The 13,480-nt window shown below is 66.9% G+C and carries 10 protein-coding genes; 5 read left to right on the top strand and 5 right to left on the bottom strand.

From position 1 onward, the window contains the following. The first annotated feature begins 118 nt into the window (after positions 1–118). Positions 119–895 (top strand): hypothetical protein, encoded by a 777-nt coding sequence (locus ACUXV1_RS20790; RefSeq protein WP_446016368.1) that lies wholly within the window; start codon positions 119–121, stop codon positions 893–895. A 10-nt stretch (positions 896–905) separates the two neighbouring features. Here ACUXV1_RS20790 and ACUXV1_RS20785 read toward each other — a convergent pair whose 3' ends face one another. The 5 genes from ACUXV1_RS20785 to ACUXV1_RS20765 are packed head-to-tail and all read right to left on the bottom strand — an operon-like array spanning position 906 to position 7,920. Then, positions 906–1,817, bottom strand: a complete 912-nt coding sequence (locus ACUXV1_RS20785; RefSeq protein ID WP_446016369.1) for an N-acetyltransferase family protein — start codon at positions 1,815–1,817, stop codon at positions 906–908. Further along, positions 1,814–3,088, bottom strand: coding sequence for a phenylacetate--CoA ligase family protein (locus tag ACUXV1_RS20780; protein ID WP_446016371.1), 1,275 nt, complete (start codon positions 3,086–3,088; stop codon positions 1,814–1,816). Before ACUXV1_RS20780 ends, ACUXV1_RS20785 begins: the two co-directional genes overlap by 4 nt. Further along, entirely contained in the window at positions 3,085–5,508 is a 2,424-nt protein-coding gene (locus tag ACUXV1_RS20775) for an acyl-CoA reductase (protein ID WP_446016373.1), read from the bottom strand. The genes ACUXV1_RS20780 and ACUXV1_RS20775 overlap by 4 nt, the downstream gene beginning before the upstream one ends. Position 5,509: 1 nt before the next feature. Then, positions 5,510–6,634 carry a LuxE/PaaK family acyltransferase gene (locus ACUXV1_RS20770; protein WP_446016374.1) on the bottom strand — a complete coding sequence of 375 codons (1,125 nt, stop codon included), beginning with the start codon at positions 6,632–6,634 and terminating at the stop codon, positions 5,510–5,512. Between the two features lie 29 nt (positions 6,635–6,663). Next, a complete protein-coding gene (locus ACUXV1_RS20765) occupies positions 6,664–7,920 on the bottom strand; it encodes an MFS transporter (protein WP_205208372.1) in 1,257 nt (418 codons plus the stop codon). A gap of 495 nt (positions 7,921–8,415) precedes the next feature. Here ACUXV1_RS20765 and ACUXV1_RS20760 point away from each other — a divergent pair, with 495 nt between their 5' ends. The 4 genes from ACUXV1_RS20760 (at position 8,416) to ACUXV1_RS20745 (ending at position 13,479) form a co-directional block, all read left to right on the top strand. Beyond that, positions 8,416–8,901: an oxidoreductase gene (locus ACUXV1_RS20760; protein ID WP_194427250.1), complete on the top strand. Its 486-nt coding sequence runs from the start codon at positions 8,416–8,418 to the stop codon at positions 8,899–8,901. 413 nt (positions 8,902–9,314) lie between these two features. After that, a complete protein-coding gene (locus ACUXV1_RS20755) occupies positions 9,315–11,393 on the top strand; it encodes a M60 family metallopeptidase (RefSeq protein ID WP_446016375.1) in 2,079 nt (692 codons plus the stop codon). A gap of 230 nt (positions 11,394–11,623) precedes the next feature. Then, positions 11,624–12,580 carry a choline ABC transporter substrate-binding protein gene (gene choX / locus ACUXV1_RS20750; RefSeq protein ID WP_446016376.1) on the top strand — a complete coding sequence of 319 codons (957 nt, stop codon included), beginning with the start codon at positions 11,624–11,626 and terminating at the stop codon, positions 12,578–12,580. Beyond that, positions 12,577–13,479, top strand: coding sequence for a 3-keto-5-aminohexanoate cleavage protein (locus ACUXV1_RS20745; RefSeq protein ID WP_446016378.1), 903 nt, complete (start codon positions 12,577–12,579; stop codon positions 13,477–13,479). The genes choX and ACUXV1_RS20745 overlap by 4 nt, the downstream gene beginning before the upstream one ends. Position 13,480: the final 1 nt, after the last annotated feature.

The raw sequence follows: 13,480 nt of genomic DNA, 5'->3' as shown, positions 1-13,480 counted from the left end.
TACGCTCTTCATCATGGGACGGCGGCTCCGGCTTTGCCGATAAAACTTGAGCGCAAGCCGCTGACGCAACATGCCGTTTGGATTACGATGCCGGGTTTTGGCCGCCATCGACTTTCTCATGACCGTCTCCCATCGCAACCCGCTGCATGATCCCGACGCCGTGCTGCAACGACTGCACGGTCTGCGCCCCATAAGCGCCAAGCAGAAGCAAAGCTCCTTCGAACGCGGCTGCGAGCGCTACGCGCGGCTGGCCTTGATGATATCCGGCGGCTTGTTCGCCGCGCTGCTCGTTCTGGCCCTATGGCACCTTGCTGCGCCCTTGCCCCGCTTTGGCGTCTGGACCGCGCAAATCCTGGCGCTGCTGTGCATGGCGCTATCCTTGCTCTCCATCATCGTCAACAGCCTTCCCGGCCTAGCCTTGATACTCTGTTTTCGCCGCCAGGCTCAGCGCGATTTGTTAAAGGAACTGGAGCATGACCGGCTCCAGACGGCTCTATTGCGGCCTTACCGGCAGTCCGCGCTGGAACAGGCGGCGCAGGCGCTGCAAGACAAGCAGGAGCAGGCCGGCAGCCGCATTGGCGCCCTTATCGGCAGTCATGAGCAGCTCGCCCTGTTTTCCATCGCCGGCTTCGCCTTGGCTGTGTGGGAAAAACTATCCGATCAAGGCTCGGCCTTGAACCGGCTGTTCCAGTTCTCCATACCGTACAGCCATTGGAATGGGCATGATCTATTGATGCTGGCGTTGGCCGGCGTCGCCGGCTTTCTGCTGGGCGGGGTCCTGCTCAAGGCGGTGCTTCACCGGCGCGCTTATCAGTTGGCCTTGCTGCGGCAGGCCATCGCCGACAAAACCCGCCGCCGGGACGCGCGGCGGCGGCGTTTCGGGCCACGTGCCTGAACTGTCGGCCTCAGGCGGCAACCGCCGCCGCCTCCTGCCGGCTCAACCGGTGCAGATGGTTGGCCAGCGGGCAGCTCAGCGCCAGTTCCTGCTGGCCGTGCCCCCGCAGCAGCAGCGCTTGCCAGCTACCATCCGGGCCGGGCACCAGGCCGCCGCAGACGAAGCCCGCCTGTTGCAAGGCAAGCGCCGCGCGCGGGGCGTCCGGCCCCAGCGCCAGCCTGACGTAGACCAAGCGCCCGGCAGGCAGCGCCGCCACTTCCCGCAGCCGGCCGCCGCTGATGTCCTCCAGCACCACTTCCAGCCGCCGGCCGTGGCTGGCGATGCTGAGGCCGCCGGCCGGTGCCTGCGCCGGCGGCGGCGCGCTGCCGAAGGCGCGGCTTAGCGGCGTCAGCCATTCCCGCCACGCCGCCGGCCAGTTCAGCGCCGGAATCGGCCGGCTTTGCAGCGGCAGGCAGCCCAACACGATGCTTTCCGGCTGCGGCTGGCCAAACGGCGAGGCCACGTAGTCCAGCAGCAGGCCGGTGGTGTGGAAGCCCAGGGTCTTGGCCAGGCGCTGGCTCTGGCCGTGGGACGACACTTGCTTGATGGTGAGCATGCTCAGGCCCAGGGCCACGCCTTGGGAGCTGAGGTGGCGGCCCAGCGCGGTGGCCAGGCCCTGGCCGCGCGCGTCCGGGTGCACCACGTTGAGCGCCAGCTCGGCGCTGCCCGGGCAATGCGGGTCGCGCCACAGCGCGGCGTGGCCCAGCACCCGGCCATCGCGCACGGCCACGGCGGAATGCCAGCGGCCGGCGGCGTTGTGGCGGCGGATCATCGACGGCAGATAGACGTCCGGGTAGACGTAGTGTTCGCCGTAGATGGCGCGGAACAAGGCGCTGACGCCGGCGGCGTCGTCCGCCTGGAAAGCGCGAATGTCTATGCTCATGCCGCCACCTCGTCGTAGCGGCGCTGGTCCACCACCCGCATCAGCTTGCCGGAGCGCGGATGGGTGAGCATGGCCTCCGGCGCGCAATAGGCGGCGTCCAGGCGCAGCAGGCCTTGGCTGCAAAGTTCGGCCAGGGCCGGCTGCGCCGCCAGCAGCAGTTGGCGCAGCGGCTCCGCCGCCGGAGCCGGCGCGTATTCGCTGGCCACCCGCAGGCTGAGGGTGTCGACGCCGTCGCGGCGGCCCACCAACAACTGCCAGGCCAGCACGCCGTCCTGCCCCCGCAGCAGCGGGTCCAGCTCGTCCGGGAACAAGGACAGCGTGCAGATGCGCACGCGGTGGCCGCGGCTGGCGCGCCCTTGCAACGCGAACTTGCGTTCCGGCCGCCCGGCCGGTTCGCGCCAGCAGGCCAGGTCGCCTGTGGGGTAGCGAATCACCGGCATCAGCCGCCGTTGCAGATTGCTGACCACCAGCAGGCCCTTGCGGTCCGGCTCCGTGATCGGCAGGCCGCTGGCTTCGTCGATGATTTCAACCAGGGTGTCCGCGTCGAACACGCGGTGTTCGCCCTGGGCGCAATCCGGCCCGGCGGCGCCGATCAGGCCGGCGTCCACGCTGGCGCAGCCTATGGAGCCGATGCGGGCCTTGGGGAAGACCCGGCTCAGCAGGGCCAGCTGTTCGGCGAACAGGCTTTCGCCGCCGTAGAGCAGGCAGCGCACGCCGGGCAGCGTGCGGCCGGCTTGTTGCAGCCAGTTGGCGAAGCGCACCAGTTGCACCGGCACGCCGGCCAGCACATTGATATCCAGCGCGGCGATGGCGTCGGCCAGCGCGGCGTCCTCGACATTGCAGGTAAAGGGAAACTCCACCACCGGCACCGGCGAGTGCGACAGCGCGCCGTGGATGAACAGCAGGCTGGTGTAGAGATCCCCGGCGAAGAACAGGTTGGCGACGCGGTCGCCGGGCAGCAGTTGCCGGCCCAGGCCCTGACCGAAGGCGCGCACGAAGGCCTGCCATTCATCGCGGCGGAACACCGACAGCTTGCCCTCGCTGGTGGAGCCGCCGGTCTTGAACACATGGCCGTCCGCCAGCGGGCCGCTCAGCACCGGCCAGTCCGCCAGCGGCTGGCATCGGCTCCAGTAGTCCGCCGGCTCGATCAGCGGCAGATCGCTCAGCGTCCAATCCTCCGGCAGAGCGCGGTACAGCTCAGCGAAAAATGGCGAGTGGGCGCGGGCGTGTTCCACCAGCCGGCGGAGCCTGGCATCGATGGCGGCCTTCATTGCGCCGGCTCCGTGTTGCGGCGCTGGTCCAACACCAGCGGGGTCTTGCCGCTTTGCGGATGACGCTGGAACTGGCTGGCCGGGGCGGCGATGACTTCCAGTTGCAGCAGGCCGCCGCTGACGACCTCGTTCAGCATCGGGTGTTGCAGCAGGCGGGCGCGCACCTGCTCGGCGTCGCCGTCGGCCAGCACCCGGATACGGTCGCAGCCGTTGGCGGCATGGTCCACCAACCATTGCAAAGCCAGGCCCAGCGGCGCGGACAGCTCGATTGGATTGACAAAGATGGTGCCCGCGCGCAGCAACGCGCCGTGGCGGCCGGTGAGCTGGAATCGCGGCGACGGCAGGCCGCAGCCGCAGCGGCCGGGCAGCCAGCGGCCCAGATCGCCCAGGTCGTAGCGCCGCACCGGCTGGCCTTCGCGCGCCAGCGAGGTGAAGGCCAAGCGGCCGACGGCGCCAGGCTCGGCCGGGCGGTCGCTGTCCTGTTCCAGGATTTCCAGCCACTGGATGTCGGCCAGCAGGTGGAATTCGCCGTCGCGGCCGTGGCCGCAGGCATGGCCCAGCGGGCCGGCGTCCACCGATCCGTACATCGCGGAGCGGATCAGCTCCACGCCGAAGCCGGTCAGGAACCGGCGTTGACCTTCGCTGATGTGTTCGCCGCCGCAGAACAGCTTGCGCACGCCGCCGTAGGCACGCAGCGCGGCTTCCTCGCACTCGAACAAGCGCTGCAAGGTGCCCGGCATCCCCACCAGGGTGTTAACGCCGCGGGACACAATGAAGTGGGCGATCTGGCTGAAGTCGTCGTCCACCGGGCCGCCCATCGGGTATTGCGGCACGCCCAACTTGTCCAGGATGGTAAAGAAACTGAGCATGCCGCCGTAGAGGTTGCCGCCGTAGAGCAGATTCATCACCCGGTCTTGCGCCGGATCCAGACCCGCGGCGAGCAGACCGTCCGCCGCCGCTTGCATCTGGCGGTGGTAGTCGCGGTAGCTGAAGCCGGCCAGCTTAGGCTCGCCGCTGCTGCCGCCGCTGCGGAAGAACAGCTGGGCGGCCGGTCCCATCTCGGCTTGTTGGAAGGCCGTCTTGTCCATCACCGGCAGCGCGTCCAGGCCGGCCGGCGGCGGGGGCAAGGCGTCCAGCGTGGCATGGCCGGGCAGTTGGCCGTCGCTCAGGCTCACGGACACCCGCCGCGTCAGCCGGCTCAGCGCGTAAACGCCGTCGTGCGGCTCGCCGGCGTAGCCGTCGTGCATCGCTCCCACCGGGCACAGCCGGCTGACGCCGGCGTCCAGCAGCAGGCGGCTGAGCGCCGGCACTTGCTCCGGCGCGGCGATCAGGCCGCAGCTTTGCAAATGGGTGCGCCAGGGCAGCAGCAGTTCCACCAGCCGCGCGCGCGGCGCCGGCCGCAGTTGCAGGGTGCGGAACAGCGGAGAGGCCGCCAGCTCTTGGCGCTGCGCCCAGGCCACGCGCCAGCCCTCGCCCTGCTCCACCGCGCCGGCCACGCCGGCAAACGACTGGTCCAGCCGCAGCATGGCCAGCTGGCTGGAGATTTCCGCGGCTTCCTGCACGTCCGGCTGCAGGGCCGGCCAGGCCGGCGCGCGCCGCGCCAGCGCGGCGGCCATGGCCTGGGCCGCGCCGCGCAACGCGGCTTCGTCCTCGCTGTCCACCAGCAGGCATTGCGGGCTGGAGCAGGCTTGCTGATCAAAACGGCAGACGTCGTCGGCCAGCGCGTCGTAATCGGCCTCCGTCGCCGCGGCCGGGTCCAGGTAGGCGAAGCTGATGCGGTGGCCCCAGGGTATCCAGCGGCAGCCGGCCGGCGCCTGGCGGCGGATCGCCTCCAGCGCGGCGTCGCCGCCCCAGGCCGACACCGCGTCGGCGCGGGCCAGCAAGCCGCTCAGTTGATGTGTGGCCAGCGGCAGCACCGCCACGTGGGCGGCCAGAACGCCGGCGGCATCGTGGCTCAGGAAATCAGCCAGCAGCCGCGCGCTGCGGCCCTGGTCGCTGCCGCTGGGGCGCAGCCAGTTGACGTTGCCGGCCAGCAGGCTTTCCAGCACCGCCATGAAGGGCAGCAGCGGCGCGTTGGCCGGGGTGATGTGGGCCACTAGGCCCAGCGGCCGCCAGCTTTCAAAACGCGGCTGGCGGTAGTCGAAGCGGCGCAGCGAGAAGGCTTGTTCGCCCAGCTCGCGGCGGACCTTGGCTTGCAGCGCCTCGCGCCGGCAAAAGCCTTGCAGCGCGTCGACGGCGGCGGCGTCCAGGCCCAGGGCCTCCGCCCCTTGCGGCAGGGCGGCGGCGAAGCGTTCGGCGCAATCCAGCACCGCGTCCAAGGCCGGCGGCCGGGCCAGCGCGGCGGGCAGCCCCGCTTGCAACTGCGCCAGCGCCGCGGCGGCGTCCACGGCGGCGTTCAGTGTTCCGTTCAATAGATACATATCAGGATTCCTTGATCAATTCGGAGGCGGCCACCGCGCAGCTGCGGCTCTTGCTGGTGCCGGCGCGGCCCAGCAGTTCGAACCAGTCGGTGGCCAGGCCGCAGCCGCAGCTCTCGGCCGGATGCAGCACGGCCAGATCGCCCATCACAATGCTGTGCGCCGGGCTGGAGGTGATGTAGGGCGACAGCAGGTTGAGGAAGCCGGCGGCGCCGTAGGGTTGCGGCCGCAGGCTGGCGGTGTCGCGGATCACGGCGCGGGCATAGCTGGGCAGGTGGAAGCGATGGCGTTCGCACTCCACGTAAGGCACCGGGTGCTCCACCGCGCCGTAGCCGTCGCGGCAACGCGCGTCCGGAATGCCCAGTTGCTCGCCCAGCCGCCGGTACAGCTCGGCCTTGGGAATGGCGCGGTCCGCGTGGGTTTTCCAGCCGCCGCCCAGGAACACCAGCGATTCCGGGTGCAGTTGCAGCGGCGGCAGGCCCAGTTCCCGCATGCGCTCCAGCGCGAACCACAGGAAGGCGGGGAAGCCCAGCATGCGCACCGGCAGGCCTTGTTCGGCGAAGTCCTGCAAGGCGCGGATCACGCCGAAGGGGTCGAACTCGTTGCCATGGCCGTTGTGGCGCAAGGCGTAACAGGCCTGGTTCACCGGCGCGTACTTGCACAGGAATTGGTCGGTGTAGGCGGTGCCCAGGGTGATGGCGCCGGCCGGCTCATAGCTGAGCAGCAGGTAGTTGCACGGCTGTTGCGGCGTGTCCCAGCCGTAATGGCGGAAGATGCGGTCCACCATGCTTTGCGCCGTGCCCAGGCTGCGTTCGTCGTAGCGCATGCGGCTTTTCTGGCCGGTGGTGCCGGAGGACGTCAGCTCCAGCGCGTCCTGACCGGCGGCGCTCACCACCAGTTGGCGTTTGAAATAGTTGGCGAACAGCGGCGGCAGCCGCGACCAATCGTCCAGCGTGTCCAGCGCCGCGGCGTCCAGGCCGTTGGCCTGCAGCCAATGGCGATAGCCGGGCGTGTGTTCGCAGTGGTAATGGCTGAGTTGGCGCATGGCGGCGTCGAACAGCCGGCCGCAGTCGGCATCGGCGCGATAAGGGTGTTCCAGCGCGCACAGCGCGTCGACGTGGTTCAGCATGGTGGAGCTCCGGGAGTGAGAATGGGGATTCAAGCCGCTTGCAGCGCGTAAGCGCGCTGCTTGAGCAAGCGCCACAGCGGCCAGGCCGCCAGGCCGGCGCCCAAGGCGGCCCAGCCGGCGAAGGCTTGCAGGCCGGCGCCGGCGCCCAGCCAGGCCAGCGCGCTGCAACCCAGGCCGAGCAAGGCGGTGGAAATCATGCCCAGCATCGCCGCCACCGCGCCCTTCCCGCTGTCGCTGGCGTAGAGGGTGAAGCGGTATAGGGTGGCGTGGCCCAGGCCCAGGCCGAAGGCGTACAGCGTCAGGCCCGCCGCCAGGGCCGGCAGCGCTCCGCTGGACCAGGTCAGCGCCAGCATCGCCGCCAGGCCGCCGAACAAGGGCCACAGAGCCAGCCGCAGCACCCGTTCCAGTTCCAGGCTGACCGCCAGCCGGTTCAGGGTCAGGTTGCCGGCAATCAGCCCGCCGAACACCGGCAGCTGCCACAGGCCGTACTCAATGCCGGACAGACCCAGCCCGCGCATCAGCAGCAGCGGCGACAGGCCGATCCACCCCACCAGCGGGATGGACAGCAGGCCCAACGCCACGCTGCCGTGCATGAAGGGGGCGTTGCGCAGCAACGCCGCGTACTGACGCGCGCTGCGGCCCAGGCGCAGCGGGCTCGCCGCCAGCCGGCTGCCGTCGCGCCGCTCCACGCCCAGGGTTTCCGGCATCCAGCGCCACAGGCCAACGGCCACCAAGGCCGCCAGCGCGCCGATCAGCGCGAACAAGCCGCGCCACGGCAACAGGCCCAGCAACAAGCTGCCCAACAAGGGGCCGACCAGCGGCGATAGCAACGCGATATTGGCCAGCAGGGCCATCAGCCGCACCGCGTCTTTTTCCGGAAACGCTTCTTGCAGCGCCGGGTAGCTGACCACCATCACAAAGCCCAGAGACAGGCCCTGGATGAAACGCAGCAGATTGAACAGCTCGATATCGCGGCTGCCGACCGCCGCCAGGCAGGCCAGGGCGAAGCCGACTGCGCCGGCGACCAGCAGCGGCTTGCGGCCGTAACGGTCGGACAATGGACCAATCAGCCATTGCAAGGCCACCCCGCCCAGCAGGTAGGCGTTGAGCGCCGTGGGCACGTGGCGGGCGTCGGCGTTCAAGTCGGCGACGACTTGCAGCATGGCCGGCATCACCATATCGCTGCCGATATAAGTCAGTAGTTCGAAAGCGGCCAGCAATAGGCAAAAGCCCACCGCGCGGCCTCGGGAAATAGGCAGCAAGGATTGAATTGAGTTTTGACTCATAAAATATCAAGGTAATTGAATGGCAGCCCCATAAAACCATGGGCAATTTAAAACCGACAATGAAAAGCAACGCGGAGAGATGGACGGCGCGGCATTTGTTTCGGCAACTGAAGAGGCCCGAATCATGACATCGGGCTACTCAGAAGGGGCGAGATTATAGACAGGCTTTTTGTTTGAATTGACTGCCCTATTGGACAGTTATTCTAGAGTAAATATATTAATATCCAAATTTGGCGACGGATATTTATATAAATAAACCACACCCTAAAATAATATGCAAATGGCAACTCCATTAATGCAAAACAAAACGGTCTCAATTAAAACCATTAATTGATTGGGAGATGACTTTTCCATCTAGCACCTAAATTAGCCAGGGGAATAGTAGGCCAAAACTTAAAATGGACTTGTTTTATTGCGCAGCAGCAGGCATGACAATGGATTTTCAAGGTTAGAATGTCATCTTCATCGACATTCCCCCTTCAGGAGTCCATCCCCATGAGATCCATCCTGTCCTTTGCCGCCCTCCTGTCTTTGTTCTGCGCCGCGTCTTCCTGGGCCGGCACGCCCCCGGCCCTGGTCGTCACCGGCCAGATCAAGGTATCCAACCAGGCCCGCGCCGGCGAATACCACTTCAGCAAGGCTGAGCTGGAACGCCTGCAACAACGCACCATCCAGACTAAAACCACCTGGACGCCCAAGTCCTCCTTTACCGGCCCCACGCTCTCCGCCATCCTGCGCGCCGTGGGCGCGGCCGGGCGGCCGGTGGAAGTGGTGACCGAAGACCAGTACAAGGTGGTGATTCCGGCTGGAGACCAAAGCCGCTATCAACCCATCCTGGCGCTGCGCATCAACGGCCGGCCGCTGGAGGAGATGGGCTTCAGCCAATGGATGATGTATCCGCTCAACGACTTCCGCGAACTGCAAACCGCCGACATCGACGCCAAGCTGGCCTGGCGGGTGAAAGCGCTGGTGGTGCGCTGAGCGCGGCGCGGCGCTGAAAGCCGATTCAAAGCCCGCTGCGCTTCCCGAGGGGCAACGCCTTGTCTCGCCCTTGCTCGCGAGACTTTGAACAGGCTCTAAAAGCCGCTAACAAAACTCTGTTTTACGGCTGAGGCAAGGCGCGCCGACGCAGTCAGTACAATGAGTACGACAAGTCGGCGCAACGCAGCATCAGGGGTTTGTTAGCGGGTCTAAAAATGTCTATGTTCTGAACAAAATCAATCAGTCCAAAGTAAATATTTACCTAAATAAAATAAGAACTTTGGAATAAGAAGCGGACTCCAGTGGGTAGGTCCCCCCACCAAGCCAACGGGGACCAGGGCGCAACCCGCAACTGGACAGACCGTGCCCAGCGCCCACAGCAGTCCGGCATGGTCTGATGGAATAAGAGAAATATGCACGCATCTAAGCTCAGTTCCTGTCTGTGGCTAGGCGCCGCGATGGTCGCCAATCTGTCCTCTCTGCCCGCCTTCGCGGACGCGCCTCGCCAGTTGACGCTGGAACAACGCGGCGATCCCAGCGAGTGGCTGCTGGCTCACCGCCGCGGTTTTCTCACCCATCCCACCCAGTCCACCGGCTACTGGGCGCGCAAAGGCGAAGCGCTGAGCGTCAATATCGCCTACCAGGGCACGCCGCCCAACCTCCCCCCGGAGCTTTGGCTAGTGCCTATCGCCGGCGCCAACAGCCCGATGCCGTCCAATCAGGTGGTCCCGTTGCGTCCCGGCCTCAACCTGATCACCGCGCAGAACGACGGCGTGATCTATTTCGCGCCGCGCAGCCAGCCCGGCAGCGGCAAGATCGTGGCGACGCTGCAAAGCGGCGGCCGCGAAATACCGCGCTTCGTCCTGGGACAGCACAGCAAGGCGGACTGGAGCGCCATGCTGAGCCGCCTGGCGGCCGAGCCTTACGCGGAGCTGGTGGGCAAACGCATGATCGTGACCATGCCGCTATCTGTTCTGCGCCAGCAGGTGGACGACCCAAGCGCCACCATGACGCTGTGGGACCGCATCGTCACCCTGGCTGAGGAACAATACGGCCTGGCCGCCGGCAACCCTTATCCGCACGCGGCAACGCCGTTCCAGTACCAATTCGTCACCAAGCCGGACAGCAGCGGCGGCTATATGTCGGCCAGCAATTACTGGCTGGGCACCAATGTCAGCGGCGCCGGCTCGGTGGCCAATTCCAAATTGCTGCAGCAAGACGGTTGGGGCCCCTGGCATGAGTTGGGCCATCACTACCAGATGCCGGCGATGACCTGGAACGACCAGACCGAGGTGACGGTGAACCTGACCTCGCTCTATGTGCAGCGGGCCTTGGGCCAGCGCTCGCGGCTGGAAACCGACCGAAAATGGGTCTTGGTGCGCCAGCACCTGAACCAGGCGCAGCCGTCTTACGACGCGCAAGCGGACTTGTTCGTGCGCGCGGCGATGTTCTGGCAGCTGGACCTGGCCTTCGGCAAGGATTTCTACAGCCGGCTGGGGCAGCGCTACCGCAGCATGCCCTTTGCCGAACTGCCAGCCGGCGACGAGGAAAAACGCCAGCGCTTCATCATCGAAACCAGCCGCGTCGCCGGTCACAACCTGACCCCGTTTTTTGACAAATGGGGCTTGAAGGCCAGCGCGGCCACCCGGCAGACCCTGAGCGGCCTGTCCCTGCCCGCCCTGTCCCAGCCGATCTGGCTGAACCGCGACGAAAGCCTGCTCTATCGCTACCCGCTTGAACAGCAGGGCTTGGCCGGCCGCGTGTCGCTGCCGGCCGCCGTCGACGCTGGCCGCGCCTTCAGCGTGGAAGCGCGGGTCAGCAACGCCGGCGGCAAGACGCTGCGTTACCAATGGCAGTTGCCGCCGGGTTTCGGCGGCTCCCCCGGCAACAGCGCGACGGCGACGCTGACCGCGCCCGCTCAGGCGCTGCAAGGCGCGTACGCGCCGATTCGCGTCACCGTCAGCGACGGCGTCACCCAGATGACGCTGGGCAGCGCCATCCAGCTGCGCCGCCCCGGCGCGCAAAGCTACGATGCGATGATTCTGGCCGCCTACAACAAGGGATCGCTGCAAAAATGGAGCGAGAGCCGCACGGGCGCGCCGGGAGACGTTTACGTCTACGACAACCCCTACCGCAACACCCGCGACTACTTCCAGCTGAAAACCGCGCGCTACGGCTACTTCCCGACCGACGGCGGCAGCAACGCCGGCTGGCAGTTCCTGGACAGCTACAACGGCGCCCCGCTGTCCGCCACCCAGTCCTACGACTTGGCGATGCTGACCTCGCAACGCAAGAGCCGTTTGAACAACTGGAGCGAGAGCCGAACGGGCACGGTGGGGGACGTCTATGTCTACGACAATCCCTATCGCTCAACCCGCGACTACTTCGTGCTGAAGAACGCGAACTACGGCTACTTTCCCACCACCGGCGTCAGCAACAGCAATTGGACCTTCATCGGCGCTTATGACGGCAGCCAGTACCTGACCCCGTAAGCCCGGGTTCCGCAACCGGCGCCGGCCTCCTTCGACGAGGCCGGCCCGGTCGCCCTGGTGACGGCATTGGTCGCTCCCGTGCGCTAACATGCGGCGCCGCCCGCCTAGATTGGTCCTTGCGCTCCGGCTCCCTGCAAGTCCGCGGCGTCAACATGGTCACGGCCATGCCTTCCAACCCAGCGGCCCGGCGCTGCCCGTCGGCAATGGAACCGCTTGCGGGAGAAGCTGACATGAAACTCTCCACCCCCTGGCTGGCGCTGCTGTGCGGCGCGCTGGCCGCCCAGGCCTGGGCCGCGGAACCGGAAAGCTGTCGCAAGATCCGCTTCGCCGACATCGGCTGGACCGATATCGCGGCCACCACCGGCCTAGCCTCCGCCGTGCTGCAAGGCTTGGGCTACCAGCCCAGCACCCAGCTCGCCTCGGAACCCATCGCCTTCACCGGGCTCAAGAACCAGCAGATCGACGTGTATCTGGGCTACTGGGTGCCGTCGCAAACGCCGGCCATCACGCCCTTTCTACAGGCCAAGGCGCTGCAAGTATTGCCCGAACCCAATCTGAGCGGCGCCAAATACACGCTGGCGGTGCCCAACCAGCTTGCGGAGCAGGGCCTGCGCACCTTCGCCGACATCGCGCGCTTTCGCAAACAGCTGGACGCCAAGATCTACGGCATAGAATCCGGCAGCCAGGGCAACGCCATCATCAAGCGAATGATCGCCAACAACGATTTCGGTCTGAAAGGCTTCACCCTGGTAGAGTCCAGCGAAAGCGGCATGCTGGCCGCGGTATCCCGCGCCATCCGGCAAAAACGCATGGTGGTGTTCCTCGCCTGGGAGCCGCATCCGATGAACTACCTGATGCGGCTAAGCTATCTGGCCGGCGGCGACCAGGCCTTCGGCGCCGAATACGGCGGCTCCAAGGTCTATACCGTGGTGGCCAACGGCTTCATGCAACGCTGTCCCAACGCCGGGAAGCTGATCAGCCAGCTGCGCTTCAGCCTGGACATGGAAAACCAGGTGATGAACGCCATCCTCAAGCGGGTCCCGCCCGCGCGCGCCGCGCGCCAATGGCTGCAAGCCAACCCTCAGCCGCTGGAACGCTGGCTGGACGGCGTCTCCTCCTTTGACGGCAAACCCGGCCTGCCCTTGGTCCAGGCCTATCTGCGCCAAGGCGAAGGGAACGGGCCATGAACCGGGACATCGTGCTGAGCTGCGCCGTCACCGGCGCCGGCGACACCGTGGGCAAGCATCCGGCGATACCGGTCACGCCCAAGCAGATTGCCGCCGCCGCGGTGGAGGCGGCCCGCGCCGGCGCGACCGTGGTGCACTGCCATGTGCGCGACCCGCTCACCGGCAAGGGCAGCCGCGAGCCGGCGCTGTACCGGGAGCTGGTGGACCGCATCCGCGCGTCCGGCGTGGACATGATTCTGAACCTGACCGCCGGCATGGACGGCGACGTGGAGATCGGCCAAGGCGAGCGGCCGCTGCCGCTGGGGCCGGGCACCGATCTGGTCGGCGGCCTGGAGCGCCTGCTGCACGTGGAGGAATTGCGCCCGGAAATCTGCACCCTGGACTGCGGCACGCTCAACTTCGGCGACGGCGACTTCATCTACGTGGCCAGGCCCGGACAGCTGCGCGACGGCGCGCGGCGCATTCAGCAACTCGGCGTCAAGCCGGAGCTGGAAGTGTTCGACACCGGCCACCTGCGCTTCGCCAAACAATTATTGAGCGAGGGTCTGCTGGACGCGCCGCCGCTGTTCCAACTCTGCCTGGGCATCCCCTGGGGCGCGCCGGCCGACACCACCACGATGAAGGCCATGGTGGACAGCCTGCCGCCGGGCGCGCAGTGGGCGGCCTTCGGCATCGGCCGGCTACAAATGCCCATGGTGGCGCAAGCGGCCTTGCTGGGCGGCCATGTCCGGGTGGGGCTGGAAGACAATCTGTATCTGGCCAAAGGGGTGTACGCCAGCAACGGCGCGCTGGTGGAACAGGCGCGGCGATTGCTGGACCTGATGGGCGCACGCGTGCTGACGCCGGTGGAAGGCCGGATCCACCTGGGCCTGCCCCCGCGCCGCGGAAAAGGAGATTGAG

Source organism: Chromobacterium sp. W521 (assembly GCF_052805975.1).
This window is presented reverse-complemented; position numbering and strand designations above follow the sequence as displayed.

What these genes read in the sequence shown, in the direction of transcription:
- ACUXV1_RS20790 (WP_446016368.1), top strand. Translation starts at nt 119, where the DNA reads ATGACCGTCTCCCATCGCAACCCGCTGCATGATCCCGACGCCGTGCTG.
- ACUXV1_RS20785 (WP_446016369.1), bottom strand. Translation starts at nt 1,817, where the DNA reads ATGAGCATAGACATTCGCGCTTTCCAGGCGGACGACGCCGCCGGCGTC.
- ACUXV1_RS20780 (WP_446016371.1), bottom strand. Translation starts at nt 3,088, where the DNA reads ATGAAGGCCGCCATCGATGCCAGGCTCCGCCGGCTGGTGGAACACGCC.
- ACUXV1_RS20775 (WP_446016373.1), bottom strand. Translation starts at nt 5,508, where the DNA reads ATGTATCTATTGAACGGAACACTGAACGCCGCCGTGGACGCCGCCGCG.
- ACUXV1_RS20770 (WP_446016374.1), bottom strand. Translation starts at nt 6,634, where the DNA reads ATGCTGAACCACGTCGACGCGCTGTGCGCGCTGGAACACCCTTATCGC.
- ACUXV1_RS20765 (WP_205208372.1), bottom strand. Translation starts at nt 7,920, where the DNA reads ATGAGTCAAAACTCAATTCAATCCTTGCTGCCTATTTCCCGAGGCCGC.
- ACUXV1_RS20760 (WP_194427250.1), top strand. Translation starts at nt 8,416, where the DNA reads ATGAGATCCATCCTGTCCTTTGCCGCCCTCCTGTCTTTGTTCTGCGCC.
- ACUXV1_RS20755 (WP_446016375.1), top strand. Translation starts at nt 9,315, where the DNA reads ATGCACGCATCTAAGCTCAGTTCCTGTCTGTGGCTAGGCGCCGCGATG.
- choX (WP_446016376.1), top strand. Translation starts at nt 11,624, where the DNA reads ATGAAACTCTCCACCCCCTGGCTGGCGCTGCTGTGCGGCGCGCTGGCC.
- ACUXV1_RS20745 (WP_446016378.1), top strand. Translation starts at nt 12,577, where the DNA reads ATGAACCGGGACATCGTGCTGAGCTGCGCCGTCACCGGCGCCGGCGAC.